Origin of the sequence: Exiguobacterium antarcticum DSM 14480 (assembly GCF_000685865.1) — a bacterium.
Taxonomy (GTDB): Bacteria; Bacillota; Bacilli; order Exiguobacteriales; family Exiguobacteriaceae; genus Exiguobacterium_A; species Exiguobacterium_A antarcticum.
In genome coordinates this window covers 1693073-1719335 of the sequence record NZ_JMKS01000003.1, presented here as the reverse complement: position 1 = coordinate 1719335, position 26263 = coordinate 1693073, and the positions used below count along the sequence as shown (strand labels likewise).

Here is a 26263-nt window from a genome sequence, read left to right as displayed (position 1 = left end):
CAAACAGACCCCGTGCCTCAGCACAGGGTCTGTTTGTTGTTTAACTAATATACTGGGCTTCCTTCTTATCGATGATGTTGCGAATCCGATTTTCCGTCACCTGATAGGTCAACGCCAACCGGCGAATCGAAAGCCCGGTTTGATAGCGACGCCGAATGTCCCGGATCTGCCGCGGCGACAATTCGATGTGTTGCGTCAATAACAGGTCGAACTCGTCGAGGAGCGATGCATACGCTTGAGTCGTCGACGGTTTGACGGTCAGATTATCGATCTGATCGTTTACACGATCACCGTCCGCCCGGATAATCCGGTCGTGCGTGGCCTCGGAATCGAGAAACGCTTTGGCGACAAGCTCGGCGACATAAAACCGTTCCCCGCGTCCTTGTTTGTACAACGTCACTTTCCGGTAACCTTCTTGATTGATCCGTGGGCGCAACACAACACCTTGCCGCCGTTGTTTGACACCACGACTCGTCTCGATGGTCCGGTCGAGCGACCGGACGTTCCCTGATGTTGAGACTTGATACATGCCTGCATAGCCCTGTACTGCCTTCCAATGTTCCATATAATCAATGACCTCCATTCGGTCCTAAAACGACAACACTTCCTACTGTCATTATACCATTTTGCGAACAAACGTTCTAATGTGAACACTCCGTTTTTCTGTGCTAGTATTAACAAAAAAAGGAAGAGGTGTCAGGATGAAGTTTGTTATGTTACTCGGTCCGCAAGCGGTCGGCAAAATGACGATTGGTCAGGAACTCGAACAAAAAACGGGCATGAAATTATTCCATAACCATCAGACGATCGACTTGTTGCATCCGTATTTTGATTTCACGAAACCGGCGCATCATAAGCTGAAGGACTTGATCCGGCGGGAAATGTTCAAGGAAATGGCGGTCAGTGATCTCGAAGGCGTCATTTTTACGTTTTTATGCTTGTTTGGCGTCGAAGACGGCGGCATCGAATTCATCGAAGAGACCGTTCAACTGTTTGAAGAGGCCGGTGCCGAAGTCTTCATCGTTGAACTGGAAGCTGAAATGTCCACCCGTCTGGCCCGGAACCAGACTGAGAACCGTTTACTCCATAAGTTCACGAAACGGGACATCGCCGCGTCGGAAGCCAACTTGCTTGAAACCGCCGAACAGTACCGGACGCATTCGCTTCCAGGGGAACTGCCGTATCCCAACTATCTCCGCCTTGATACCGAGGGGCGTTCGGCCGGCGAAAGTGCCGAGACGATTTGCCGACACTTTAACTGGTCGACGAATCTGGTCGAACGATGAATCAATCCAAGCAGACGTATTTTCCGGTCTTCTTGACGCTCGGTTTGCTGCTGTTTAATATGTTGACGTCCTATTTACTGAGCGGACGGTTTTTCCCGAATCTCAGCCTGTGGGTGCCGATCGGTCTCAACATCTTGGTCGGAATCGGGTATATCGTTTCGCTGGTGCTTGGGCTTCGATCGGAGAACAGCTACGTCAAATGGTTTAGCATCTTGGCGAACATTGCCTTTTTACTATCGTTATCCGTCATCACCTTTTTGCTGTTACTCGCAAACGGCATCTCAGAACCGTAATCCGGACACGAAAAACCGTCTCTTCAGAAGCACGTTTTCTGAAGAGACGGTTTTATTTTTGTTTATTCAAAAGAATCGTCGACTCCACTCGACTTCTACAGGAAAAGGAAGCGTGCTTCCGTCAGGAACAGGCGAAACCCGGTCGTCAGGGGGACGACCGCGGCTTGCGTTCCGCCTGAGAAAAGCGAGCGGAGGAAAGACGATTCTTGGCTCACTTTGTTTAATGATTTTCCCCACTTCAATGCATCAAGTCACGTCGAAAGACCGGTCCGTCCGCATGAAAGCCATTCCCGAGCCAAACCGCTGCTTCTCCGTCCCGTCCCATCACGAACGGTAATAACAACGTTCGGGCCAGATACGCGACGATGACCGTCAATGCTTCTTCGATGTACCCCGCTCGGTCAGTCGGATCAAGTGCGTCATAGCTGAGTTGCTGACCGCTGAACTGAATCGTTGCAATCTGTTGTCTATCCCGTGTCTGCAGTGTCCAGACACAACCGTCCGTCGTATCTGCTGCTTCAATGTGTAAACGGGACGTCGTAAAGTCCGGATGCCGACCGTTCATTCTGTTTCCTCCTCTACGTCAAAAGCTGCAGTCGCATACGCTTCACCGTTAATCAGGATTGTTAGCTGGTGTGTACCCGGATAATGGACCCGCGTCGTCAAATTCCGGAACGACTGCCGTTTCGCAAACGTTTCCCGTCCCGTCACCTGCCGTTCACTGATCCGAAAGACCTTTTGACTCGTCCCCCGTTTTTTGACATAGTCGATTGCATATTCGATGCGCAGAACTTGTGGTTCTGTTGTCGTCACTTCAAAGGAAAAGGTCAATTCTCCGCCAATCGCAAGCGTCGGTGTCACCGTCAGTTCGTCGATCGTCACCGTCCCCCGCGTAACGAGACCAAACGCCTTTAAGACGTCCGGATGTCCTTGTTTCAGGAGCATCCGTGACGCATGCCGTAAAATCCAGTCCGTATGCGGATGGGTCCCGAGCTGTTCCAACCGTTCGATGACGAGTTCCGGATGGGTCTTTGCGATATCGTTGAGATGATTAGCGACACTCTTGCGGACGTACAGCGCCTCGTCCTGCAGCAAGTCATCTAAAATCGGCAGAACCGGACGCGGATCGGCAATCAACGCTGGAATCCGTTGTCCCCACGGTAGGCGCGGCCGGGTTCCTTCTGATGCCAAGCGCCGGACGTGCTCGTCACTCGACTGACTCCACCGGACCGCGATTTCTAAAAACCGCTCTTGATCTTCGAGCAGGAACCGTCGGACGGCAAACTCCGACGTCGAGTGACGGGTCAACCGTTCCAGTGCTACCATTGCCCGGTCCCAGGCATCATTCGGCGCATAAACTTCAATATAATCCGGAAAAACGATGCCCGGCAGTCCCGGAAACTCCGGGGCGATTGTTTCGAGGTGTGTCGCCGCTTGCTCAAAGTCAGCCGGCAAATATCGCTCGAGCTCGGTTGCAATTCGGCGGACCCGCTGCTTAAACGCCAGCTCCTCCCAGTCACCTTGTTGCACGACGTCTTTAAAGTCCGGTGCCTGCACCGCTTTCCCCAACCGGTTCAACCAGTCTGGTGTAAACACATCTTTAATCAAACTCATACATGATTCAATCCCCTCTTCGTCCGCTCCAATTTTAATAAGGCGGCTTTTCGCGCCAAGCCGCCGGCGTAACCTCCGAGATCACCCGTCAAGCGGATGACCCGATGACACGGAATGATCAGTGCGAGTTGATTGGCGCCATTTGCCCGGGCGACGGCACGGACCGCTGCCGGATTACCGACGCGCACTGCGAGTTCCTGATAGGAAATCGTCTCACCTGCAGGAATCTGTTGCAACTGTTCCCAGACCTGTCTCTGAAACGGCGTCCCGTAGAGGACGAGCGGAAGATCAAAGCGGTCACATCTTCCGGCAAAGTACGCTTCCAGTTGAACTGTCACTTGCTCAAAAACCGGTGTTTCGCCGGGAATGATGACGGCGCGGGCTGCGAGCCGCAACCGTTCCACTTCCCGTTCCAGCCCCCGGCGGTCCACGAATTCCAGTAAGTGGAGTCCTTGTTCATCGGCAATCGCCAGCATCGGTCCGAGCGGCGTATCGAGCCACTTCGCCTGAAGGTATGTTCCGTCCCATCGTTTGGGTGTCTCGCCCATGATGCGGGCAAAGGCATCGCGGAAACCGCTGCTCGATTCATAACCGCTCGCCAGTTGCGCCTCGATGACCGGTTGCCCGTTGCGGATTTCTTTCATCGCCAGTCCCATCCGCCGGGACCGGGCGTATTCGACGAATGTCATCCCGAACCGTTTTTTGAACTGACGCCGGGCGGTCGAGGCATCGAGTCCCAATTCACGGAAGTCGGCGTCTTTGAACCGTTTCTCGGGACTTGCTTCGACAGCGGCAACCAAGCGGCTGATGACGTCACTGTCACCAGGATAGGCCAGTGGTTTACAGCGTAAACACGGACGGTACGACGCAAGCAACGCCTCTTTCGCCGTCTCAAAAAATTCGCAGTTCTCCGGCTTCGGTTTCCGCGCCGGACACGTCGGCCGGCAAAAAATTCCTGTCGTCTTGACGCCGACAAAAAAGCTCCCCTCGTAGGAGGCATCACGGCGGACGAGTGCCGCATAATAATCCGTTTCCGGTAAAGTATTCATATCAGGCCCTCCCCTTCTTTTCTTCAGTATACCGAGTTTATCGTCCGGCATGTCGCCGAAAATCAGGCATGGATGTTTTCTTAAGGTACAAGGTTTCTTCCAACGGTGGATCCGGCATCGGTCTGTCGATCATCGAGCAAATCGTCACACTCCATACAGGAACATTGGAGTTGACGTCCGCAAAAACTCGGTTCATCGTCTCGATTCGGTTACCCGTTGCCTGAAACAATCCTTTAACGGGATTGTTTTTTTAGTTTGTTGTTACTGGTTCGACACTCCTTCTGAATTGGAATTCGATACACTAGAGAATGTCATTCTTTAGGCACAGCTTTGAAGGAGTTTTTTACTTATGAAATCATCGAACCGTTCGACCACATATATGCCCGGACTCGATGGACTGCGCGCCTTTGCTGTCATCGCTGTCATTTTGTACCATCTTTCGGTCCCGATGCTGCCTGGAGGATTCCTCGGCGTCGACCTGTTTTTTGTCCTGTCCGGTTATTTGATTACCGGCCTGTTGCTCAGTGAGTGGCAACAGACCAGACGGATTGATTTAAAACGGTTTTGGGTGCACCGCTTCCGCCGGTTGTTCCCCCCGCTTTTCGTCCTGCTTGTCCTCGTCCTCAGTTATGTGACGCTGTTTGAGCGGGACTTATTACATACGCTTCGCCAGGACATCGCCGCTTCGCTCGTCTACCTGACGAACTGGTGGTATATCGTCCATGACGTCTCCTATTTCGAATCATTCGGAAAACCGTCTCCCGTCCAAAACCTCTGGTCGCTGGCGATCGAAGAACAATTTTATCTCGTCTTTCCGGTCGTGCTCAGCTTCGGGCTTGCCTCCAAACGGATCTTGCTGTGGGGGATCGGACTGACTGCCGTCCTGTCGGCAGTCTTGATGGTGTTCCTGTTTACACCAAATGCGGATCCGAGCCGTGTCTATTACGGGACAGATACCCGGTTGTTTACGTTATTGATCGGCAGTCTTCTCGCCTTCGCCTGGCGACCGGAACGATTTAAGCGGGAGATTCCGTTACGGGGTTTCCGCTTATTGAACGCTACCGGTGCCGTGACTATCCCGTTCCTCCTTTTCTTCATGATCGTCACCAGTGAGTCCGGTCGTTTTCTGTATTATGGCGGGTTTGTGTTTGTCGCTATTCTTGCTGCTTTACTCATTGCCGTCGTCGCTCATCCGGCGTCTTTCTGGAGCCGTTTATTCGCAGCGAAGTGGCTGATTGCGATTGGTAAACGGTCGTACGGTCTGTACTTGTGGCACTTCCCGCTTATCACCTTGATGACGCCCGTCGAACAGATCGGCAGCTTTTCGTTCGGACGGAGTCTCGGAATTCTAACGGTTTTACTCATCATGACCGAACTCTCCTATCATTTCGTCGAGCGACCGATTCGCCGGCTTGGTCTTTTCGGATACATCCGACAATTCCAGATTCACCCCCGGACCTTCCGGCAGTTTTCCCGGACGAAGTGGGTTTCGGTGTCACTTGTGAGCCTGCTCCTGCTCAGCTTTGTCGGGAATTTATCGATTCTCGCCGTGTCGGACGAACCGGCTCACCAAACGATTCCGAAAGTCGCCGCGCCGCACGCGAAACCGGCACTCGTCAAAAAGCCAACGAACCCGGTGCCTGAGAAACGAACACGATTGATGTGCCGCCCGACGCTTGCGATCGGCGACTCGGTTCTGCTCGGGGTCGAGGATTATCTCGGCAGTACGCTCCAACAAGTGACGATCGATGCGAAACTTGGACGCCAGCTCCGGGAAGCTCTTCCGCTCAGCACGAAATATGCGGCGTACAACCAAACCGGACATCAAGTTGTTCTCCATCTTGGAACAAACGGCAGTTTCCGTCCTGATCAATTAGATGAACTGCTCGACCGGTTCGCAAACGCCGATCACGTCTTCCTCGTGACGATACGGGTCCCGCGTCCGTGGGAGCAGGAGGTCAACACGATGCTCAAACAAGCGGCCGAACGCAAACGGGTCTCGCTCATTGATTGGCATGCGGTCGCCGTCAAACATCCGTCGTACTTCGAACAGGACGGTGTCCACTTGAACATCAAAGGTGCCCGGGCTTATTCGAAGCTGCTCGCCAAAGCGACCGGGTGTAACGCTACTACTAAATAACGCAGCACAGCCACCATTCTCCGTTTGTCGAGAAGGTGGCTGTTTTAGAGCGTATAGACGAGTCCGATATATAGCAAACTGACACCAAGCAGACAGAACAGACTGCTGAGCAGGAACGGCAGGCGCTTTTGATAGGTCAACAGCAACAATCCGATACTGCCACCACCTGTTAAGAGGAGGACGATGTTCGACCAAAGAATCGGCGTGACCTCTCCAAGGGTTTGTAAATCCGGTGGCTCCAGATTACTGAGTGCTGCTGTCGCAAGAAACACACAACAGAGGATCAGACTCTCAAAACGTAGACCGCGCCGCGGATCAAAGTCCGGTTCCTTCTGCAACCGCCGTTTGACGAGTGTCCCGTTGATGAACGCATAACCAAGCACGGGAATCAGTAATAAGTGTTTCCATAATAATGCCTGCCCATACGGGACGTTCCACGCATTGCGATACTCGCTTAACGGAACACTTTGACGCATCAGGAAAAATCCGGTCACGATGACACCTAAAAACGTCAGTTGGGCGAACGGACTGAACCACCGTAAAAACGACGACCAGCGATTGGCATCCCGTGCACACCAACCGATGACGAACACGATGCCAACCCAAAACGCCATCAGGCTAAAATGGCTGGTCTGTAATATAAGCCCCAACAAGCCATGCTTCGCCGCGGCGTGACTGGTTCCGGAAATTCCAAGAAACAGCGGGACTGTCACACCAAGCAGTAACCACCGTTTGATGAGCAAGATTCGTTTCATGAACACGATGATGATTGCCATCAGTGCTGAAAAATACACCATCAAAAAATACTGACCGATCCTTACCTCAAATAGACTCGCCCGTATCGCTTCACGGATCGACAGCTCCAGTTCATGATGAAAATAGGAAAAGACACGCCACAGCGGGAAGCCGGCTCCTGTCACGATGCTGATCAGTGCTACACACGCCACACCGTCCAACACACCGAGTGTTGGTTTTTTATCGTCTGTCACAAACAGGAGTACCAACCGTCCCGCCCAAAGTGCCCCGCCTAAATAGATGAGCAGTTCACTGACGAGCCCACTCATGACCGTTTTTGACGGCGGAGCAACAGACCGATCACGATGATTCCTAAGACGAGGACTGCGACCATCCACGGTAAGACGGTCGGGACAAGACCGGTTTGAACGGGTTCCGTCGATTCTGTCGGGACGACACTCGCTTGTTCTGCTTCCATCGTCGCCGTTTGTTGTTCGGTTGGTTCAACTGAGCTTGCCACGGCTTCATCTAACCTTGTTTCAAAACGAATCGTCCCTTCGACCGGGTGACCGTCTTCTGAAATCAATTTCCAGCCAATCCGATATGTGCCAGTTTCTAGTTCCTGTTTCAACACAGCACTCAATTCGTTGCCGATGATCAACGGCTTTTCGAGCTCAACCGTCTGACCTTGAGCCGTCTTCAGCTCCAACGTACTTGTTTTTTCGATCGGCGTATCAAACGTCAGGCGGATCCGTTCCAGGTTTTCTTTTAAGACGGCACCCTCTTCGGGATTTGAATTCTTTAGACTTGTGTGAGCCGAGACCGAAAACGGCTGAAAGACGAATAAGACCAGAATAAACAGCACAAACCATTTTATCTTCATCGTAAACTCCTCCTGATTTCAGAAAAATGTGTAGAAAAAGACCCGCTGTTTCCAGCGGGTTCGGTTGTCCGATTAGTGTTGTGAGCGACGACCGCGAAGTCCGAAGAATCCAAGGATCGAAGCGGCTGCGATTCCGAGTAGTGACCAGAGGATACCCGCTGACGATTGTGCTTCAGCTGCTCCACCAAGACCTGTGTTCGGCATTCCGGCCGGGCTGCCTTTGAATTTATCCGGGAACTGATCGACGATGGCTGTCGCTGTCCCTTCTCCGACTCCGTACATGTGACCGTAAGCTTCACGGATCGCCGGGTACGTTTTATCGTAGTCTTTTTCATTGTAGCTATTGAAGGCCAGTAACAGTTGATCGACGTGGACCTTGAGTCCTTCTTCCAAGTCTTTCGACTTCATGCGACCTTCCGTTGCAGCATCGAGGAAGGCGGCTTGTTCGACGCGGTATTCATCCAGTTCTTGAACGGCCATGTCACGAGCTTCTTCGTCTTTCGCGCCAGTCGCTTTGACATAATCGACGAAGTAACCGATGTGGCTCGACCAAATTTTCTTGAACTCTTGTGCCGCTTCGCTGCCGTAGACAGAGCCGATCGATGCTGTCAGGTCATCTGTGTTCTCACCAAGTGCTCCTGCTGCTGCGTCGAAGTCTTTTGCTCCGTCAATCCCTTTTTGCATCGTCAGAATCGCAAGCGCTGCGTGTTCCGAGAAGTTTCGGTTTAATCCGGCACGAAGATCAGCTGCCGGTGTATCGACTTTCGTATTTTTGAATTTATCCGGGTATTGATCGACGATGGCACCGGACAACCCTTCACCCACCATATACATATGCTCGATGGCGATACGCAGATTGCTGTACGTGGCGTCATAGTCGCCCGCGACATAGCTGTCAAACGATGTCAGCAGTTGTGTGATATGGACTTTCAATCCACCTTCTAAGTCCGCTGCCTTCAGACGACCTTCTGTCGCCTTGTCGAGGAACGCCGCTTGTTCGACGCGGTATTCGTCAAGTTCTTTTAAGGCTTTTTGTTTCGCTTCTTCATCTTTGGCACCCGTCGCTTTGACATAATCGACGAAGTAACCGATGTGGCTCGACCAGATTTCCTTGAACGCTTCGCCTGCCTCATCTCCGTAGACAGATCCGACAGCGGCCGACAGTTCATCCGTATTCTGATTCAAGGCACCCGCTGCTTGTTCGAAGTCTTCTTTTCCGTCAATTCCTTTTTGCATCGTGACGACTGCTAAATACGCGTGTTCAGATAAAAGCTGATCAAGCGTCGCTCGCAAATCCGACGCGGGTGACGAAACATCGAGGGAGACCTTACCCGAACTGTGGGACATCTTACTATGATCTTCATGACCATGGGCACTGACACCTGCTGCTGGAATCAATAATGCGGCACTGAGTGGAACGGCGAGATACGACTTTTTCATCTTCATCTTGTAAACACCCCTTTGTTTTTTTGGACTACACAGAGATAACGTAAGCAGTTCACAAATAGTTTTACTTTTTCACATTTTTTCTCATAAATATTTTTCCAAGGAAAATATTCTTTCAATCCTTCCCAAAAACGCCTCTTGCCGACGAATGTCAGGAAGAGGCGTTTTGAGATCAATGATGATGCTGACCGCTAGATGTGGCTGGTGCTTGTGAGTGATAGGTCGCTTGTGCTTGTTCCAGTTCTGCTTCTGAGACGTCACCGACTTGAATCAGTGATTTGGGTGTATACAGCTGATCACCGACATGGACCATCCCGTTGACGACATACACGCCTGCTTTTTTGAACGGAATACTACTTACATAATGACCGTCTTTGTTTTCTGCTTCGAACGTCTCCGTATCGTCACTTCCAATTGGTGTGACTTGCACGTGGACGATCTCAATGTCCTGCGGATTTTCAATTTCAACAGCGACCGTCGTGCGCGTATCGGCTGCAATTTTCTCTGGCGCATAAAGTCCGACCTTCATCATCGGCGGTGCTGCTTTTGTTTCAAACTGGCAACCGGCAAGTAAAACAACGCTACTTACTACTATACTCGTCATAAACAGTCGTTTCATGCTGCAAGCTCCTCCTTGTCATGACGGCGTCGATTAAAAATTAAGAAGTCGAGCACGATGATAGTGACGACCGATAGAGCGGCCAGCGGCATCGTCAGACTAATCCATAAAATCAAACCGGCAACGATTTTTTGAACACGTCGGTCGACGGCCCGTTTCGGTGCGGTTAATTTTCCAGCTCCGTTACGGCGTTTCCACCATAAGACACTTGAGCTGATGACGATGAAAATCAAACCGAGACAAAGCGCCAGTCCAACGAGTTGATTCAACAAGCCAAACAGTTTTCCTTCGTGAAAACCAATCCCCATCGAAATCATCTTCGCGAGCAATCCATAATCGGAAAACGCCACGCTCGAGAGAATCGTACCCGAATATTGATCAAAATGCATCGTCTTCTCCTGCACCGGATTACTATGTAAGGAGGAGATCGTGTAGACACCCCGTTCGCCTTGCGGGAGTGTGATTTGATAGGGCTTGACGATGCCGCGTTGTGTCGCTGCCCGGTCCACTTCTGACACGGTCATCGGAATCGGTTTCGCCGGACCGGAAGTTGGAACGACATCATTTTGTGTCGCCCACGGAATATCCGCCGCGATGTCTTTCGTGACCACTTGCGACGTCAATGTCTCATCCAGTCCATACGCGTATTGCGGGAAGTTGGAATTCGTTTTCGTCGCGATTGTATTGATCCACTCTCCTGCGACACCGGACCACGCAAGTCCGGAAGCAATGATCAGAACAAGTCCAAGCGTCGACCAGATCGCGACTGAACCATGGAGTCCTTTCCAAAAGTTCCGTGCCCCGTCTTTCTTTTGAAAGGACGGGAACAATACCCGTTTGAAACTTCCCCGTTCACCACGCGGCCAAAAGAGATAGGACCCGGTAATCAATAGAATGATCGCCCAGCTTGCCGCAAGTTCGACGAGCAGGTTCCCGACTTTACCGGCAAATAATTCCCCATGGATTGTCTTGATGAATCCAAGCGGACCCTCACCGAGCCGTTGTCCTGTCACTTCTGCCGTATACGGGTCGACATAAACAAATCCGGCTTCTTCTCCGAACATCGCGCCCATCCGCGTCGTTCGATCGGCTTCTTCGAATTGTCCGATGGATGAGACCGTCGCTTCCGGATACTTCTTGTTGACTGCCTGAACTTGTTTTTCTAAAGAAACCCGTTCTCCGGACTCTTCGGTAAAGACCATCTCACTGTACAATCTGTCTTCAATTTGCGGTTTAAATAAGTAAATCGATCCCGTGACGGCAAGTATGATAAAAATGGGTGCAAAAATAATGCCTGCATAGAAATGCCACCGCCACATCGACTGGTACCAACTCCGTTGTTTTTTCGAAGTTTGATTCCGTTCTGTCATCGTATCCCCCCTTTTTGTCCCCCAAAAATATGTCCGCCTCGTGAACACCAATTAAGTATAAGCGGTTTCAAGATCTGTAAATTCTTCGTACTGTGGCGATTTTTTGCCAATCCGGTGATATGTCTACGTATTAATTAAGTAACTTCACCAGTAAAATCCACATCGTTTTTTCACTCTTATATAGGAAAATACTTATTTCCCCTACAAGTCGCCTCAATGATTTTGGAATTATTTCATATTTTTTAAGCTTTTTTAAATCCAATTAGAATCCGGGGGCGTATGCTGTTCAGAACGATACAGACAACAACTACCAAATACATGTTAGATGCACCCAAATTTGAGAGGATGATATCAAGATGAAACATACTAAAAAATTCGCAGCAACAGCCATGGCAGCAGCACTCGTATTACCAGGAACGGCAGCATTCGCTTCCGGCGGTTCGTCAGATGACAAGATGATGCATGAGGACAACGCGAAAAACGTCACGGTCAACACGAAAGCCGCTGACCTGCGTGCAACACTTGATCAGTTACTTTCTGAGCACTTCGTGCTCGCCGTCATGGACATGAAAAAACAATATGACGGATCAAAAGATGCTAAGTATTATGAAGCAGCACTCAAACAGAACGCCCTCGACATGACACCTGCGATCGCATCGGTCTACGGTGAAGAAGGCGCGAAACAGTTCGAGAAAATCTTCGTCGACCATAACAAATACACGACGGATCTCGTCAAGGCGGTCAAAGCAGACGACCAAGACGGCATCAACGCATCAAAAGCAGAGACGGAAGAGTTCGTCCAAGATCTTTCAAGTTTCTTAGATACAGCAACAGAAGGTAAGTTGCCGAAGGCAGCAGCGGAAGAAGTCCTCCGTACCCATGAAGCAGACGTCTACAAAACATTCCAACAATATGCAGCCGGTGACTACGAAGGATCGTACAACACGTTCCGTGAAGGTTACAGCCGCATGTATGACATCTCAAAAGCCCTATCAGTCGCGATCACAACACAGATGCCTGAGAAGTTCGACAACACGAAAGCCGATACAAAAGCAGCTGACCTCCGGTCAACACTTAACAGTCTCGCAGCGGAGCACGTCGCTCTTGCGAACATCAGCATGACAGCTGGCGTCGATCAAGCGAAAGACTACGATGCTGCAAACTGGGCTGAAGACATGCACACAGCAGACTTCAAAGCAGCTATGAAATCGGTCTACGGTCAAGCGGGTGCCGATCAGTTCGAGCAAGTCTGGACGAAAAACCACATCGAAGCACAAGCGAACCTCGTCACAGCAGCGATCAACGATGACAAAAAATTGATGGGTGACGCACAAGAGATGCTCAAAATGTTCTCAAATGACTTCGGCGCGTTCCTCGGTGCAGCGACGGAAGAAAACCTTCCGACAAAAGCAGCACAAGAAGCGGTTTCTGGTCATGAGACGTACGTCCAAGATACGTTCATGCAGTATGCCGAAGGCGACTACAAGGGATCTGTCGACACGTTCCGTGAGTCATACGCTTACATGTACGGCGTCGGGGCGAACCTTGGTGAAGCAATCGTCAAACAATCACCAGAGAAGTTCATGGACGGTACACCAGAATCAATGCCGAACACAGGTAACGGCGGCATGAGCGACACGAACTCAAGTGCAGCGACTACAGGCGCAATCGCACTCTTCGGTCTTGCTCTTGGAGCAGCTGGAATCGTGCTTGCACGTAAACGTCAAAACGCATAAGAATGGATTATCAAAAATATCCCCCTCAGAAATCATTTCTGAGAGGGATATTTTTATGTATAGAATAACTCGATCGAATACGGTGTTTTTCCAGGGTCCGATAAAGTTATTCCGTGATGTAGTCCTCTTCTTTTTTAAGGCGATTGCGACGTTTTGCGTGCACGACACCTGAAATGATGATCGCCAATAAAGCCGCCATAATAACAAGTACCATACTTGGATTTTCACTTAACCATATCCCTAGTTCCGACCATGTGACGGCTTCTCCGATCCGAACAATCAAAAAGGTCCATAAACCGGTATAGAGACCTGCCGCAGCGAATGTCATCGCTAAATAACGGGGTAACGGATAACCCAGTAATCCTGCGACGTAATGAATCGGATGACGGACACCCGGTAAAAAGAACGATAACCCAATCGCCCATAAACCACGGCGCTCCAAAATCGACTCTGCCTGCTCTAAAAATTTTGATTTCATCAAACGTTTCACGATCGGAATCTCACGGAAAAAACGGGCCAGCAGATAAAACCAGGCAAAGGCAATGAAAAAGACCGGCCATGCTGTCAACCAAATCAAAATCGGATGAATGCCTTCTCGTATTCGTAATGCGACATGCCCCATCATCAACACATCATCCGATAAAGGGGTAAACATAATTCCGCCCGCCAACCGAATCAACGCCATAACATCCATTACCTTCTCACTTCCCTCTTTTTCTCTCTATACTAAAGTATGCCCGATTTTTCTGTAGTTGAGCCCTTTTCTTTTCTTAACTAGTTCTTATCTTTTGGTCATCCGCCCAAAAAGTGCTTTCGATTTTTATGTACCATCAGGCTCAGAAACGGCTGTACTAATTGGAATTATAGTAGGTAGTCTCGTCACCGAACACTTCGATTGGATCGTCTGTTCTTTCGTGACGTCCAACGGCATCTTCTCAAACAACTTTGCTCTAAGCGGAGTCGTTTTTTCGTGAACGGATTCAGGGGAAAAGAAGGAATTTCGTTTGGAGTACGAGAAGGTAGTCTAAGAACATAACTGCTGAAACGATAGAGGAGGAATTTCCATGTTACATCGCCGGAAGACCTATACGATTCGCCCGGAACGACTGCAGGAATTTACCGAGTTCTTTCACACGTATCTCTACCCTTTACAAATCAGCCACGGTGCCCGTCTTGTCGGTCGCTGGGTGAACGAAGCAGAAGATGAAGTCATTGCGATCTGGGAATATCGTGATCGTGAACATTACGAACAAGTCGACCGGGACGTCCGTGGCAGTACACTGCGCCGCGAAGCGATGAAAAAACGCGCTCGTCTCGGAAAAAACCTTTATATTAAATCAACGGAAGACTTTTTGACCGCGACAGGTGTCTATGCCCCGCCGCGTGCCATCGTCAGCGTCACCGCCTATATTACGAATGAAGCCGGGCAAGTCCTGCTCGTCCGCAATCTCCATCGGGGCGACACGTACGAGATGCCGGGCGGCCAGGTCGAAAATCATGAATCGATTCTTGACGCCGTCAAACGCGAAGTCAAAGAAGAGACCGGTGCTGACGTAACGATTGACGGTATCACAGGGATTTATCAAAACATCTCGAGTCACGTTCTCTGTGTTGCATTCCGCGGTACGTATACAGCCGGCGAACTCCGTCCGCAAGAAGGCGAAACGGCAGAAGTCGGTTTCTTCGACTTGAACCGGGAGAACATCGAAACGTATATCAAACGGGAACATTTCCAGTTGCGGACGCTTGATGCGATGGATCCGCATTACTTTCCACATGCCCTTTATAAAGTCCGTCCTTATGAACTGGTCAGTCGTTACGATGGCAATGCACCGTCAGCTTTGTCCGGTCACAATTAATAGATATTAAAATGGACTGATGCAAAAAAGAATCACTCGACTTTTCGCGCCCTTTTCTCAGGCGAGACACAAGCCAGGTTTCCCGCCTCATTCAGGCAGGGAACCGGGTCTTGTTTGTCTCTGACAGCGCAAAATGCGCTTTTTCCTGCAGAAGTTGCGTGAAGCGAGTGATTCTTTTTTTACGAGATAAGGGTGGCAGATCATTATTCTGCCACCCTTATCTTTGTAGAGAATGATTTTTGAGGCCATCCTTTTTTCTATAGGTTGATCATTCTTTAGAGAGTAAACGTGCAGTAATGCCGGCGTCATCCGTGACGTAAACTGCATCCTCTTGCCGGTTGACTTCGTAGGGAGATTGTTCAAGTGTTGCCACCGCTGTTTCAAGCGAAGCAGCATCCGGATAAATCAGTGTCCAGTAGGTCAGACCCACCGCATCAGCCGGTGTTTTCGGTGCATCGACCCCCGCCCAGACATTTGTTCCGATATGGTGGTGGTAGCCGCCGGCAGCGAGGAACAATGCCCGCATTCTTGAAGTATCCGCCGCCACATCAAAGCCGAGCGTCTCGACATAAAACTTCCGCGCCGCTTCCAGCGATTTGACGTGGAAATGGACGTGTCCCATGACGGTATCTGCCGGCATGCCGTACCAGTCTTCTTCACCTGCTTCGACGAGCATACTTTGCCAGTCGACCGGGTCTGTCGTCATCTTGACGTCGCCGTTCGCTTCATACGTCCACGTGTCACGTGGACGATCGGCATAAATTTCAATTCCGTTCCCGTCCGGATCCGATAAATAAAACGCTTCGCTGACGAGATGATCCCCCTGCCCGAGTTCAATATCTTGGGCGATTAAGTTGCGGATGACGAATCCGAGCTCTTTTCGGTTCGGCAATAAAATCGCGAAATGATACAGTCCCGCCACCGAATTTTTGGGCAGTTGTTTTGCCGTGCTGTGTTGCTCCAAAATGACGAGTGGTGTTGTCTTTGCACCGAGTGTTGCCGTTTTCTCGTCTTGTGTTAAAACGTTTAGCCCCAGTGCATCCCGGTAAAACGCAATCGATTGTTCTAGATTGGTAATCCGTAAGCTGACGGGTCCGAGTGTAATGTTTGGATTGATGTTCATCTTGCTTCCTCCTTATAAGTTCGCTTCGTATCTCCATTATCAGTCAGAAGTGAAGAGAACGGAAGTAGGCACAAAGAAGTGGTATAGTATCCTAAACGATACCATGAAGGAGGACTACCGATGGAAGAGACCCCAAGTTGCCGCGTCGAGACGGCACTCGAAATCCTGACCGGGAAATGGAAACCATCGATTTTGCTCGAACTGATCACACATGACACGCTCCGTTTCAGCGAACTGAAACGAAATCTCCCGAACATTACGCAAAAAATGCTGACGGCCCAGCTCCGGGAACTGGAGTTGAACGATATCGTCCACCGGGAGATTTATCAGGTCGTTCCGCCGCGTGTCGAATACTCGCTGACGGATTATGGAAAAACACTCATTCCTGTTTTAAATGCCATTAATGCCTGGGGCGAAAAACATGTCGAGCATTTGGCGCAGAAAGACAGGCTTCAAGATGCTACTAGTTCTAGTACCAGCGATTCATTTTAAGTGAATCGCTCTTTTTTATGGGATAATCTCCCTTATTTCGCGTATACTGACGGAATAAACTATATAAGGGAGCGAAACCCATGCATCAACTTCATGCGATTGAACAGTTAGTGGCACGCTTCAAACAAGATCCGGCTGTCGAAGCCATTTTTTTGAAAGGTTCATTTGGACGTGGTGAAGAAGATGTTTATTCGGATATCGACCTCTACTGCCTCGTGTCGGAAGAACGGATGGATAAGTTTTTAACCCGTCGACTGACGCACCTGTCCGTCTATCGCCCGATCATCTGGAAAGACGACATCTTTATCGTTGCACCGCAATTGATTGTCGTATACGACGATCTTCTGCATGTCGATCTGTTTACGGTAACACGCGAATCGTTAAACCATTCCGATACGATTCGTGTCTTGTATGATCCGAAAAGACAACTCGATGCGTACGTCGAGACCTCTTCTTTGGCACTCGGGACACAAGAAGCTGCAGATGAAGCGATTGATTCTGTCTGGTTTTTGTTCCAGTATCAAAAAGCAGCCGGTCGCGGGAATGCGTTATGGGCAGTCGAGATGTTGCGGAGCGCTCTGATCAAATTTGCCAAAGTCCTGTTGCACCGGTATGTTCCTCACCGGGCGCAACTCGGTTTAAAAACGATTGCTGATTATTTACCCGAAGGTCCACGTCTACGTCTTGAAGCCATTTATGCGGTTCTCGTTCCGGCTACACATGTGGAGGCGGCCCGTCTCTACCGGGAGTTTCTGCAGGCAGAACGGTCACATCTCCAACTGATGCTGGCTGATCAGCCGGAGACATTACAGTTACTCGACCGTTTGCTCGAATCCGAACAGGTCTGTTAGACGTCACACAAAAACCGGTTTCCTTTTAAAGGAACCGGCTTTTTTTATGTCTTACTTTACCTTAATCACAATCTTGCCTTTCGCATGACCTTCTTCGCCGTAATCGTGCGCTTCTTTGATCTGATCCAAATCAAAAATCCGGTCGACGACGGGTTTCAGCTCTCCGCGTTCGACGGCTTGCGCGATATGTTGCAGACGTTCGCCTGTCGGTTGCATGAAGACATAGGCGACACGTGCCTGTGCTTCTTTCGCCTGTTCCTCATCCGGTGGTGTCGAGATCGAGACAAGCATTCCGTTTGCCTTGAGCATCTGATACAGTTTCGCTTGTCCGTCGCCTCCCATCGTATCAAATACAAAATCAAGATCACGGACACGGTCCGCCGGGTCCTCTTGTGTGTAATCGATGACTTCGTCTGCGCCGAGTTCCTTCACCCAGTCGACGTTTTTTGTACTTGTCGAGGTAATGACGTGCAACCCGTGAGCTTTCGCGAGTTGGATCGCAACGGTTCCGACACCACCTGAACCGGCACCGATAAAGATTTTATCTCCGGCTTTCGCATCCATCACTTCAAACATGACTTGCCATGCTGTATGAGCGACGAGTGGTAAGGATGCTGCTTCTTCAAACGTCAGCGCTTCCGGTTTCTTGACGACAAGATGAGCATCCACCGCTACATACTCCGCATAAGTCCCTTGACGGGCAATATCCGGACGACTGAATACTTCATCGCCGACTTTTAAATCCGTCACGTTCGCCCCTACTTCTTCGATAATACCGGAGACATCCCAACCGATAATCAGTGGCATATCATAGCTGAGCATTTCCTTTAAGTATCCTTCACGCAGCTTCCAATCAACGGGATTGACGCTTGCCGCATGAACCTCAATCAAAACATCTTTCGGCCCAATCGTCGGACGCTCTAGCTCACCAACCTTAAATTGCTCTGATCCACCATACTGTTCAATATAAGCTGCTTTCATGTCATTTCCTCCTCTGATTGTTGTACCTCTTAGTTGTTCCCCTTCAAGACTTGTGACAAACGAAAAAAATGTACCGACTCGTCAGAATCGGTACACGTGTGTCAGGCATGAGCGGTTTGTTGAAGTGTTAATGCCGTGGCATTTAACGTATGAATGGCTTGCTGCAGATCACTGATTTGTTCCACTTGCGAGCGTGTCAGTCCTGATAATTGATCACTGCTCGTCAGTAAAAGATCCATGAAGGCATCCAGTTGTTCCGTGGCCTGAGTGATGTTCGTCAAACTGTCTGTAATCGTCACGAATTGTTGCCGCGCTCCGCTGATCGCTTGAACGGAATCGTTTGAATCCGTTGCAATCGTCTGCAATGCAACATGACTTCGTTGCATCCGTGCTTCTTGCTCTCGAAGTAACGTTGTACTGGCGTCGATTGAACTTCCGGTATTCATGACATCATGATCCACCCGTTCGATGATCTGATTGATTTCAGTTGAGGCTGCTGCCGTCTGTGCTGACAAATTTCGAATTTCCTGCGCAACAACAGTAAATCCTTTACCAAATTCTCCTGCACGAGCTGCCTCGATGGATGCATTAAGACTCAGTAAGTTCGTTTGTGTCGCAATCGCATTGATGCTTGACGTGATCGTGACGATTTCTTTGAAACGTCCTGCAAGTTGTCCAAAGGCAGCAACGGATTCGTCCATACTTCGTGTTAAGTGTTGCAGTGATTCACTCGCTTCACTGATCGTCTCTCGACTTTGTTCTGCCGTCACCTTCGAAGACGAACTGAGCGTCAAGGCTCGATCGACGGCTGTCGCGACGGCTGCAATCAACTCCACATTATCTGTGTTCATTTGTTTAATTTGTCGGACAGATCGTGCATTTTTCGATGAATTCGTTGCGAGCATCTGCATCGCCTCGTCGATTTTTTCAAAAGATCCTTTCGCCATATCGACGGTTTCACTCATCTCTTCTGTGAACGTCGTGACATCGGTCGCGGTTGCTGCCGATTGACTGAGTGTCAATTGAGAAGTTGCCGCATAGTGCTCCGCCTTTTCTTGTTGGTGTCTGACTTCGCGCATGACATTTCGTCCGAATACGGCGACAAACGTGGCTGCTGAAAATACCATCAAGTAGATGATCAAAGCAACGATTAAATCAAAAGTGCTCGTAAAAACAAGGGTTCCTGTTACCGTAAAGAAAATTAATTCGAATAACCCGAGCACACCTGCAAGAACGACTACACGCGGCATCAAATAAATGACGGAAATGGTTAAGTACAGATACGCAATCGTAAAAATACTTTGAGACGGTAACGTCACAAGCACAAGCGCAAGAACAAGATAGCTTAAAACGATTTGAACGTATTTCCCACTCGGTCGATCTCCGAAAAAATGATTTCCGGCAAGTAGCGCCACGGTCAACAGCAGACCACCGATTAAAAATTGATAAAATACACTCATCGAGACAAAATCAATCTGCGCAAAAATAAAAATAAGTGGATGGGCAATTGTGATCAATACAGGAATCAGACGAGAGAGTATCTTCGTACTCAATCGTTCAAGGGGCGACACCATATGCAAAACTCCTTCTGTCATATTCGTACAGTCTTTTATCGGTAAAAAAGGATCTGACGTTTAGTCTTCAACCGATTTTTCATGACTTGACGCTTGATTTCTGAAAAGCGTATGGTGAAATAAAACGATTGAAAGGTGGCTCCCTATGCTGTATGTATTAGTCGGGATCGCAGGTATTTTGGGTGCCTCTGCCCGCTATGGTCTTAGTCTGCTGATTGGTCACTTCACAGTCGGTTCGTTTCCATGGGCGACGTTAAGCATTAACCTGATCGGCTGTTTCGTCTTAGGATATGCAACTCATTTTTTATTTAAAACGACGTTGATTCATCAATACGCAATGACGGCACTCGGAACCGGTTTTGTTGGTTCCTTCACGACGTTTTCGACGTTCAGCGTCGAGTCCGTTGAACTGTTACGGGCCGGTTTTTACGGTTACGCCTTTGTGTATATCGTCATCAGTTTGTTCGGTGGATTGTTGATGTCTTATCTCGGCTACGCCCTTGGGACAAGACGGTTACGTCTGTTTCAGAAGGAGGACGCCTCATGAACCTTGTTGCTCTTGCGACCGGTGCCTTTTTTGGCGCTATCAGCCGATTTGCCATCAGCCAGTGGACCAAAACGATTTGGAAAAAAGATTTTCCGCTGGCGACATTCGTCATCAACACCCTCGGTTCTTTTTTACTCGGTCTCGTCATCGGTTCGCATCTTGATTCGACATGGACGTTATTGCTCGGAACGGGTTTTCTCGGCTCCTTTACGACGTTTTCGACGTTTAAACTCGAGACACTGCAACTCGTTCAGAATCAAAACAGAAAAACGTTGGCCCTTTACCTTGGACTCAGCTATCTTCTTGGTATCAGTGCCGCATTTTTAGGAATCATTGTTTCATTCAACATCTAAAAAGAACCAGGACTTGCCCCGACACACGGGAACAAATCCTGGTTCTTGTTCGTTCTTATTTTTTAGTCATTCAGCCAGAACAAGCCAACCGTTTCCGCTCCGGCATGTGTGCCAATTGCTGGACCAAACGTTCCGTCAAGGACGGTCAGTTCCGGAAACTTCGCTGCCACTTGTTTGCGTAAGTCAGCAGCCATCTCTGGTGCCATCGTCGTTGCGACATAAATCCGGTTTTTGTAGAAGGTCTGCTGACGCATAGCTTCTTCCACCTGTTTGATGATTTCGATGTAGGCTTTTTTCAGTGATCGTGCCTTTTTGAACGGGACGATTTTCCCTGATTCATCCGTCGTGATGATCGGTTTGATGCTGAGCAAGTTCGCGAGGAACAAATCTCCGGACGAGACACGTCCACCCCGGCGCATCGTCTCCATGTTCCCGACGATCATATAAAAGTGCGTTTTTTTCGCCAACTCATGTAAAGCCGCCGTAATCTCTTCGACTGACTTCCCTTCTGCTTCAAGCGCCATCCCGTAACGAATGAATTCCTGTTGGTTTTCAAACGCCGTATGCGAATCGATGATGTGGACCGGGAAGCTTGCCGCTTCTGCTGCCGATGCCGAACTTTGAACCGTACTCGACAGTCCATTCGTACAGTGAACCGCAATCGCACAGTCGTATCCTTCTTCTTTTAAGCGTTCATACGTTCCGACGAATTCTCCGAAAATCGGTTGTGAGGTCTTGGCGACTAGCTTTTTATCTGCCTCAAGCGCTCGGAATAACCGTTCGACGGTAATCGTATCCTCACTATAGGCTGTCTCACCGAGCAGGATTTGAATCGGTACGACATTGACGCCGATTGCTTCTGCCTCTTCCTTTTTGAAATAGGCCATACTATCGGTCACCCATGCTATTTTAGTCATTTTCCTATGCCTCCGTTAGATTCTTCTCGCTTTATCCTACCACATTCGCTTAGGTTGTTAGCAAAAAAAACGTTACTGCATTCGACTAAATTGGAAGGTCGTCCGTTTTTCATAGACTTCGCCTGCCCGTAAGACGACAGACGGAAAGTCCGGTTGATTGATGGCATCCGGTAACCCTTGGGTCTCAAGACAAATCCCAAGATACGGTGTCGCACGACGCCCGGCAATCGTAAAGTCACCGGCTAAATGATTGCCGGTATAGACGACAACACCCGGTTGATCAGTCTCGACACGCAATGTTCGACCACTGACCGGTTCTTCTAACACGATTTCTCCGCCTTCTTTTAATAAAAAGGGATGATCGACACCACTGCCCGCTTGTCGTAACGCTTCGTCACTTGCATGTGTCACTTCGTACAACGACCGAGCTGTCCGAAAATCAAAAACCGTCTCATTGACGGACAGAATCTCACCCGTCGGAACGGATTCGTCGTCTAACGGAATATAAAACGGCGCATCCATCCGTAGACGGTGTTGTTCAATCGTCGTTTTTGCATTTCCCGTCAAATTAAAATACGTATGGTTCGTCGGACTAAACGGAGTCGAAGCCGTCGTGTTCGCATGATACGTCAAGATCAACGCATCGTCATCGGTCCAGTCGATGGTCAACCGGACATCCAGTTGTCCCGGGTACCCGTTTTCGCCGTCTGGACTCGTCAACAACAGATGTAATGTCTCGCCGTCGATTTCATAATCAAAAAAACGGTTCGACCAGTTGACGCTCCCCCCATGCAGGTGATGGTCCCCTTCGTTTTGTTCCAACAGGTAGTTCATGCCCTCAAGAGCAAACGCGCCGTTGGCGATCCGACCACCGACCCGACCGATAGTTGCTCCTAAGTGATGCGGATCTTCTAAATATTCTTCAATATCATCAAAGGCCAATACGACATTTTCGATTGTTCCCTGTTGATCCGGAACGCGAATTGCCGTGATTTTACCGCCTAAATTGAGTAACTCTACGCTGTGTCCGCTACGATTCATCAATGTAAACGCGATGATCGGTTGCTCGCCGGAAAAACCGACTTCTTTTGTTGTAATCATGCGTTTTATCCTCCTGTGTCAATCTACTCTTGCTTTCATTTTTACCCAGGATCGGCTAAAAAAAAACAATCATTCGATTCTACCGGGCAGAATCAAATGATTGTCAGGACCAATCGGTGGTGACGGGAAGGAATATCTCTAGCCGTGTCCCGTTACCCGGTCGTGAATGAATCGTACAGCGTGCCGCAGTTCCATAACGCCGATGCAGTGCCCGCCGCAACAAAAATAAGTTGCTTGTTTCCGTCCGTTTGTCCTGCTCCCATCGCTTCAAAAATTCAAGTGGCATCCCGGTCCCATTGTCCGAGACTTCTACCACCCAATGCAATCCCTGTTGAAAGGCCCGGACATCGATCCGATGATGCGGACCACTTTGTGGAAAGGCGTGCCGTAACGCATTATCGACCAGTTGCGTCACAAACAACGGGAACACGAAATGTTCCTCGACGGCCGTCTCGATATCCAAATCAATCGTGACGGCCGCAGGTGTCAATGGATGATGACGCCGAATTCCTTCCAAGGAGAGATACGATTTGAGCGTCAGCAGCTCTTCTCGTAAGGGATAGGCATCGAGGCGTCGGGCCGTCATCAATAGTTGGCGAAGCGCTCCCAGTTGATGTTTGACCGGTGTACCGGGATCAGCCGTCTGATGAATCTCATCGATGATTCCAAGGAGGTAGTTCGTACTGAGGATCGGCTTGATCGTCGCACTCGGAAACTGTGCCAATTGTTCCTCTTGATAGGTGATCAGTTCGCGGGCAAGTAAGTCAACCAACTGTTCCATCGTCCGCTCCATCGTATCGTCAAATAAATCGGCCGGAAACCAGCAGACGATACCGGCTTTTTTCCCTTCGATGTGTAATGGATGAAACGATACGACTTGATGGGTCAACTTGTCTTCTGACCGATAGATTTGTCCATCCTCGACCCAGTCGAGGATGGTCTGATGCTGAAATAAATCCGCTGTATCCTGTCCAGTCCGGACATCGGCTAGAATCCCTTCCGCTCCAAGCAAGACGACACGATTGATTTTCGTTTCCGTCAGAATCGTCGCTCCGATCTGCCGGGCGACATCAACCGTCATTCCGTTTTTACGCAATGGACGGATTGCGTCTAGTAATCGATAGGAACGGGCCGATTCGCGAATAAATAATTCTTGCTCCAGTCGTAACTGTGTCCGTAAGATCGCGATGAAGACACTGACTCCGACCACATTGGCAACAAGCATCGGAAAGATCGCTTGACGCGTCAGCTCCAACACAAGGGCTTGATTCGTCGCAAGTATCAAGGCCACTCCAATATCAAGCAGGACGGCACACAAGACGATTCCAATCGGTTGCAACAAGGAATAACCATCCTTGACCCGCCACTGACGGCTGTACAATCCACTTAACAGTCCTGTGCCGATGGCGATGATCCAACCGGACTCTGCGCCGAACGAACCGAGCCAAAAGCGGTGAAACCCAACAAGCAGTCCCGTCAAACCACCGATGACCGGACCGCCAAGCAGACCACTCGTGACGACGATCGTCAACCGCGTATCGACGATCCACTGATCCGGTGAGACGGCTAAGCCGAGTAACGGGTCAATCGTTTGATCGGCTGAAATGCCGATGCCTGCATAGTTCATCAAAATACCGGATAGGACAAACAAACTCAATAAAATCAGACGATGGGCACGCCGTGAAGATGTTTGGAACAGGTGGCGTGACGTTCGCCACTGGGACAATAAAAAGGCCAATAAGGCTAACATACCTAACCGGCTCAGTAAAAACGGGATTTGCTCAAGCACTGGACTTCTCCCTTCTCGTCTAAAAACATCTTTTGTCTCTTTACTCTTTCCCGCTCACCCTTCCATTTCCCTACTCCTGTTTTGATTCTTTGCACACTCTGATCGTTTTTTAGTTTTCAACTGATGTTTTATACAAAAAAAAACGCCTTTCGCATAAGACGAAAGACGTTTTTGATCATTCTGCTCGTTCGAGCGGATGTAACCACAATTTGATCTGATTGATTTGATAGTTTTCCATTTCCATTACTTCAACAGAAAAAGCTTCCGTATCAATGTGTTCGCCTGGTTGAAGATCGATATTATGCATTTGGATCCAACCACCGATCGTATCGACGTCTTCATCGTTCGTAAACGTCAAACCGAACCGGGCTTCAAGATCTTCGAGCAATACCGTTCCGGCAACCAAATATTCATTGTTCGGCAACTCTTGGATTTCTTCGACTTCATCCGTATCAAACTCGTCACGGATCTCACCGACGATTTCTTCAAGTAAATCTTCCATTGCGACGATTCCGGCTGTTCCACCATATTCGTCAACGACAAGTACGATATGTGACCGTGTTTTTTTCATCTTCCGCAACGTATCTTGAAGTGATGTGACTTCCGAGACGACCGGCAAATCTTTCACGTAATACGTAACCGGACGATCGTTACCGTTGGCGAAATCTGTCAACATCTCTTTGACGTTGATGTAACCAAGAATCCGGTCTTTATCATTTTCTTCCGTGACCGGGTATCGCGTAAACGGATTGTCCATGAAAATCTCCATCAATTCATCTTTCGACAAACGTTCGGAAATCGTTGCCATCCGCATCCGCGGGACCATCAAATCTTTGACGACATGTTCGTCAAACGCAAACACGTTTTGCATGAGCGCCAGTTCCGTTTGATTGATCTCACCACTTTGGAAACTTTGTGCCATGATGATTTTCAACTCATCTTCTGAGTGGGCTTGTTCGTGTCCAGCTGGTTTGACTCCAAATAATCCAAGGAATAATCGAGCGGAACCGTTGAGTAACCAAATGAACGGATACATGATTTTCCCGAAAATATACAAGGGACGGGCAAATAACAACGTCATTTTTTCCGCATACTGAATCGCAAGTGTCTTCGGTGCCAGTTCCCCGATGACGACGTGTAGGAACGTCACGGAAATAAAGGCGATCCCAAACGACAAGAGTGTCGAAACAGATGCTGAAATCCCGAACTCATCAAACACAGGGTGCAGGATTTTTTCGACGGTCGGTTCACCGAGTGCCCCGAGTCCAAGTGCCGTCACGGTAATTCCGAGCTGACAGGCTGACAAGTAGTAGTCCAAGTCTCCGGCAATCTTTTTTGCTAAGATGGCACTTTTATTTCCCTCTTGAATCATTTGATCGAGGCGCGACATCCGTACTTTGACGACGGCAAACTCCGATCCGACGAAAAACGCAGTCAACACAATCAGTAACACCACTAAAAATAAATTGATAAATAATATAGTATCCAAAATCCCCTAAACAGGG

At 49.3% G+C, this 26263-nt stretch carries 27 protein-coding genes; 10 read left to right on the top strand and 17 right to left on the bottom strand.

Annotated features, from left to right (window positions below; all coding sequences use genetic code 11):
- Positions 1–40 precede the first annotated feature (40 nt).
- Positions 41–565 (bottom strand): NUMOD4 domain-containing protein, encoded by a 525-nt coding sequence (locus P404_RS17485; protein WP_034774153.1) that lies wholly within the window; start codon positions 563–565, stop codon positions 41–43.
- Between the two features lie 136 nt (positions 566–701).
- Here P404_RS17485 and P404_RS0109770 point away from each other — a divergent pair, with 136 nt between their 5' ends.
- Together P404_RS0109770 and P404_RS0109765 are read left to right on the top strand one after the other, a co-directional pair.
- Complete coding sequence (locus P404_RS0109770) at positions 702–1286, top strand: DEAD/DEAH box helicase family protein (RefSeq protein ID WP_026830629.1); 585 nt, start codon at positions 702–704, stop codon at positions 1284–1286.
- On the top strand, positions 1283–1579 hold the full coding sequence (locus P404_RS0109765; RefSeq protein WP_026830628.1) for a hypothetical protein: 297 nt from the start codon (positions 1283–1285) through the stop codon (positions 1577–1579). The genes P404_RS0109770 and P404_RS0109765 overlap by 4 nt, the downstream gene beginning before the upstream one ends.
- Before the next feature lie 238 nt (positions 1580–1817).
- On the opposite strand, the gene P404_RS0109760 is transcribed toward P404_RS0109765, so the two are convergent.
- Genes P404_RS0109760 through P404_RS0109750 form a run of 3 tightly spaced genes read right to left on the bottom strand, consistent with a single transcriptional unit; the run spans position 1818 to position 4242 of the window.
- The gene (locus P404_RS0109760) at positions 1818–2144 is read right to left on the bottom strand and encodes a hypothetical protein (protein WP_026830627.1); all 327 of its coding nucleotides are present in this window, start codon (positions 2142–2144) and stop codon (positions 1818–1820) included.
- On the bottom strand, positions 2141–3193 hold the full coding sequence (locus tag P404_RS17480; RefSeq protein WP_034774150.1) for a DNA alkylation repair protein: 1053 nt from the start codon (positions 3191–3193) through the stop codon (positions 2141–2143). Before P404_RS17480 ends, P404_RS0109760 begins: the two co-directional genes overlap by 4 nt.
- Entirely contained in the window at positions 3190–4242 is a 1053-nt protein-coding gene (locus P404_RS0109750) for a bifunctional transcriptional activator/DNA repair enzyme AdaA (RefSeq protein WP_026830626.1), read from the bottom strand. The genes P404_RS17480 and P404_RS0109750 overlap by 4 nt, the downstream gene beginning before the upstream one ends.
- A gap of 68 nt (positions 4243–4310) precedes the next feature.
- Here P404_RS0109750 and P404_RS18370 point away from each other — a divergent pair, with 68 nt between their 5' ends.
- Entirely contained in the window at positions 4311–4466 is a 156-nt protein-coding gene (locus P404_RS18370; protein WP_150111978.1) for an ATP-binding protein, read from the top strand.
- Between the two features lie 125 nt (positions 4467–4591).
- Entirely contained in the window at positions 4592–6382 is a 1791-nt protein-coding gene (locus P404_RS0109745; RefSeq protein ID WP_026830625.1) for an acyltransferase family protein, read from the top strand.
- A 44-nt stretch (positions 6383–6426) separates the two neighbouring features.
- Here the strand turns inward: P404_RS0109745 and P404_RS0109740 are convergent, their stop codons facing one another.
- The 5 genes from P404_RS0109740 to P404_RS17475 all read right to left on the bottom strand — a co-directional run bounded on the left by P404_RS0109740 (position 6427) and on the right by P404_RS17475 (position 11435).
- Entirely contained in the window at positions 6427–7446 is a 1020-nt protein-coding gene (locus P404_RS0109740; RefSeq protein ID WP_026830624.1) for a copper resistance D family protein, read from the bottom strand.
- Positions 7443–8000 carry a copper resistance CopC family protein gene (locus P404_RS0109735; RefSeq protein WP_026830623.1) on the bottom strand — a complete coding sequence of 186 codons (558 nt, stop codon included), beginning with the start codon at positions 7998–8000 and terminating at the stop codon, positions 7443–7445. The genes P404_RS0109740 and P404_RS0109735 overlap by 4 nt, the downstream gene beginning before the upstream one ends.
- A gap of 72 nt (positions 8001–8072) precedes the next feature.
- On the bottom strand, positions 8073–9446 hold the full coding sequence (locus tag P404_RS0109730; RefSeq protein ID WP_026830622.1) for a hypothetical protein: 1374 nt from the start codon (positions 9444–9446) through the stop codon (positions 8073–8075).
- Positions 9447–9618: 172 nt separating this feature from the next.
- Positions 9619–10065 (bottom strand): hypothetical protein, encoded by a 447-nt coding sequence (locus P404_RS0109725; protein ID WP_014969308.1) that lies wholly within the window; start codon positions 10063–10065, stop codon positions 9619–9621.
- Positions 10062–11435 (bottom strand): PepSY-associated TM helix domain-containing protein, encoded by a 1374-nt coding sequence (locus P404_RS17475; protein WP_034774146.1) that lies wholly within the window; start codon positions 11433–11435, stop codon positions 10062–10064. Before P404_RS17475 ends, P404_RS0109725 begins: the two co-directional genes overlap by 4 nt.
- Before the next feature lie 356 nt (positions 11436–11791).
- Here P404_RS17475 and P404_RS0109715 point away from each other — a divergent pair, with 356 nt between their 5' ends.
- Positions 11792–13171 carry a hypothetical protein gene (locus tag P404_RS0109715; protein ID WP_026830621.1) on the top strand — a complete coding sequence of 460 codons (1380 nt, stop codon included), beginning with the start codon at positions 11792–11794 and terminating at the stop codon, positions 13169–13171.
- 106 nt (positions 13172–13277) lie between these two features.
- Here P404_RS0109715 and P404_RS0109710 read toward each other — a convergent pair whose 3' ends face one another.
- Positions 13278–13856: a DedA family protein gene (locus tag P404_RS0109710; RefSeq protein ID WP_236624359.1), complete on the bottom strand. Its 579-nt coding sequence runs from the start codon at positions 13854–13856 to the stop codon at positions 13278–13280.
- A gap of 379 nt (positions 13857–14235) precedes the next feature.
- Between P404_RS0109710 and P404_RS18030 the strand changes: the two genes are divergently transcribed.
- Positions 14236–15030, top strand: coding sequence for an NUDIX domain-containing protein (locus tag P404_RS18030; RefSeq protein WP_051590478.1), 795 nt, complete (start codon positions 14236–14238; stop codon positions 15028–15030).
- Between the two features lie 268 nt (positions 15031–15298).
- On the opposite strand, the gene P404_RS0109700 is transcribed toward P404_RS18030, so the two are convergent.
- Positions 15299–16153, bottom strand: coding sequence for a VOC family protein (locus tag P404_RS0109700; protein WP_026830620.1), 855 nt, complete (start codon positions 16151–16153; stop codon positions 15299–15301).
- Between the two features lie 120 nt (positions 16154–16273).
- On the opposite strand from P404_RS0109700, the gene P404_RS0109695 reads away from it, so the two are divergent.
- Together P404_RS0109695 and P404_RS0109690 are read left to right on the top strand one after the other, a co-directional pair.
- Positions 16274–16645, top strand: coding sequence for a winged helix-turn-helix transcriptional regulator (locus P404_RS0109695; protein ID WP_026830619.1), 372 nt, complete (start codon positions 16274–16276; stop codon positions 16643–16645).
- A gap of 80 nt (positions 16646–16725) precedes the next feature.
- A complete protein-coding gene (locus tag P404_RS0109690; protein ID WP_026830618.1) occupies positions 16726–17496 on the top strand; it encodes a nucleotidyltransferase domain-containing protein in 771 nt (256 codons plus the stop codon).
- Between the two features lie 51 nt (positions 17497–17547).
- On the opposite strand, the gene P404_RS0109685 is transcribed toward P404_RS0109690, so the two are convergent.
- Positions 17548–18477: an NADP-dependent oxidoreductase gene (locus P404_RS0109685; protein WP_026830617.1), complete on the bottom strand. Its 930-nt coding sequence runs from the start codon at positions 18475–18477 to the stop codon at positions 17548–17550.
- A 101-nt stretch (positions 18478–18578) separates the two neighbouring features.
- Entirely contained in the window at positions 18579–20072 is a 1494-nt protein-coding gene (locus P404_RS0109680) for a methyl-accepting chemotaxis protein (protein ID WP_236624358.1), read from the bottom strand.
- Positions 20073–20196: 124 nt separating this feature from the next.
- Here P404_RS0109680 and crcB (P404_RS0109675) point away from each other — a divergent pair, with 124 nt between their 5' ends.
- Positions 20197–20598 (top strand): fluoride efflux transporter CrcB, encoded by a 402-nt coding sequence (gene crcB / locus P404_RS0109675; protein WP_026830615.1) that lies wholly within the window; start codon positions 20197–20199, stop codon positions 20596–20598.
- A complete protein-coding gene (crcB, locus tag P404_RS0109670) occupies positions 20595–20951 on the top strand; it encodes a fluoride efflux transporter CrcB (RefSeq protein WP_014969297.1) in 357 nt (118 codons plus the stop codon). Before crcB (P404_RS0109675) ends, crcB (P404_RS0109670) begins: the two co-directional genes overlap by 4 nt.
- Before the next feature lie 62 nt (positions 20952–21013).
- Here the strand turns inward: crcB (P404_RS0109670) and P404_RS0109665 are convergent, their stop codons facing one another.
- The 4 genes from P404_RS0109665 to P404_RS0109650 form a co-directional block, all read right to left on the bottom strand.
- On the bottom strand, positions 21014–21868 hold the full coding sequence (locus tag P404_RS0109665) for a DegV family protein (protein WP_014969296.1): 855 nt from the start codon (positions 21866–21868) through the stop codon (positions 21014–21016).
- Positions 21869–21940: 72 nt separating this feature from the next.
- A complete protein-coding gene (locus P404_RS0109660) occupies positions 21941–22969 on the bottom strand; it encodes an aldose epimerase family protein (RefSeq protein WP_014969295.1) in 1029 nt (342 codons plus the stop codon).
- A 103-nt stretch (positions 22970–23072) separates the two neighbouring features.
- Positions 23073–24758: a LytS/YhcK type 5TM receptor domain-containing protein gene (locus tag P404_RS0109655; protein ID WP_026830614.1), complete on the bottom strand. Its 1686-nt coding sequence runs from the start codon at positions 24756–24758 to the stop codon at positions 23073–23075.
- Positions 24759–24933: 175 nt separating this feature from the next.
- Positions 24934–26247, bottom strand: a complete 1314-nt coding sequence (locus tag P404_RS0109650) for a hemolysin family protein (RefSeq protein WP_014969293.1) — start codon at positions 26245–26247, stop codon at positions 24934–24936.
- Positions 26248–26263 lie beyond the last annotated feature (16 nt).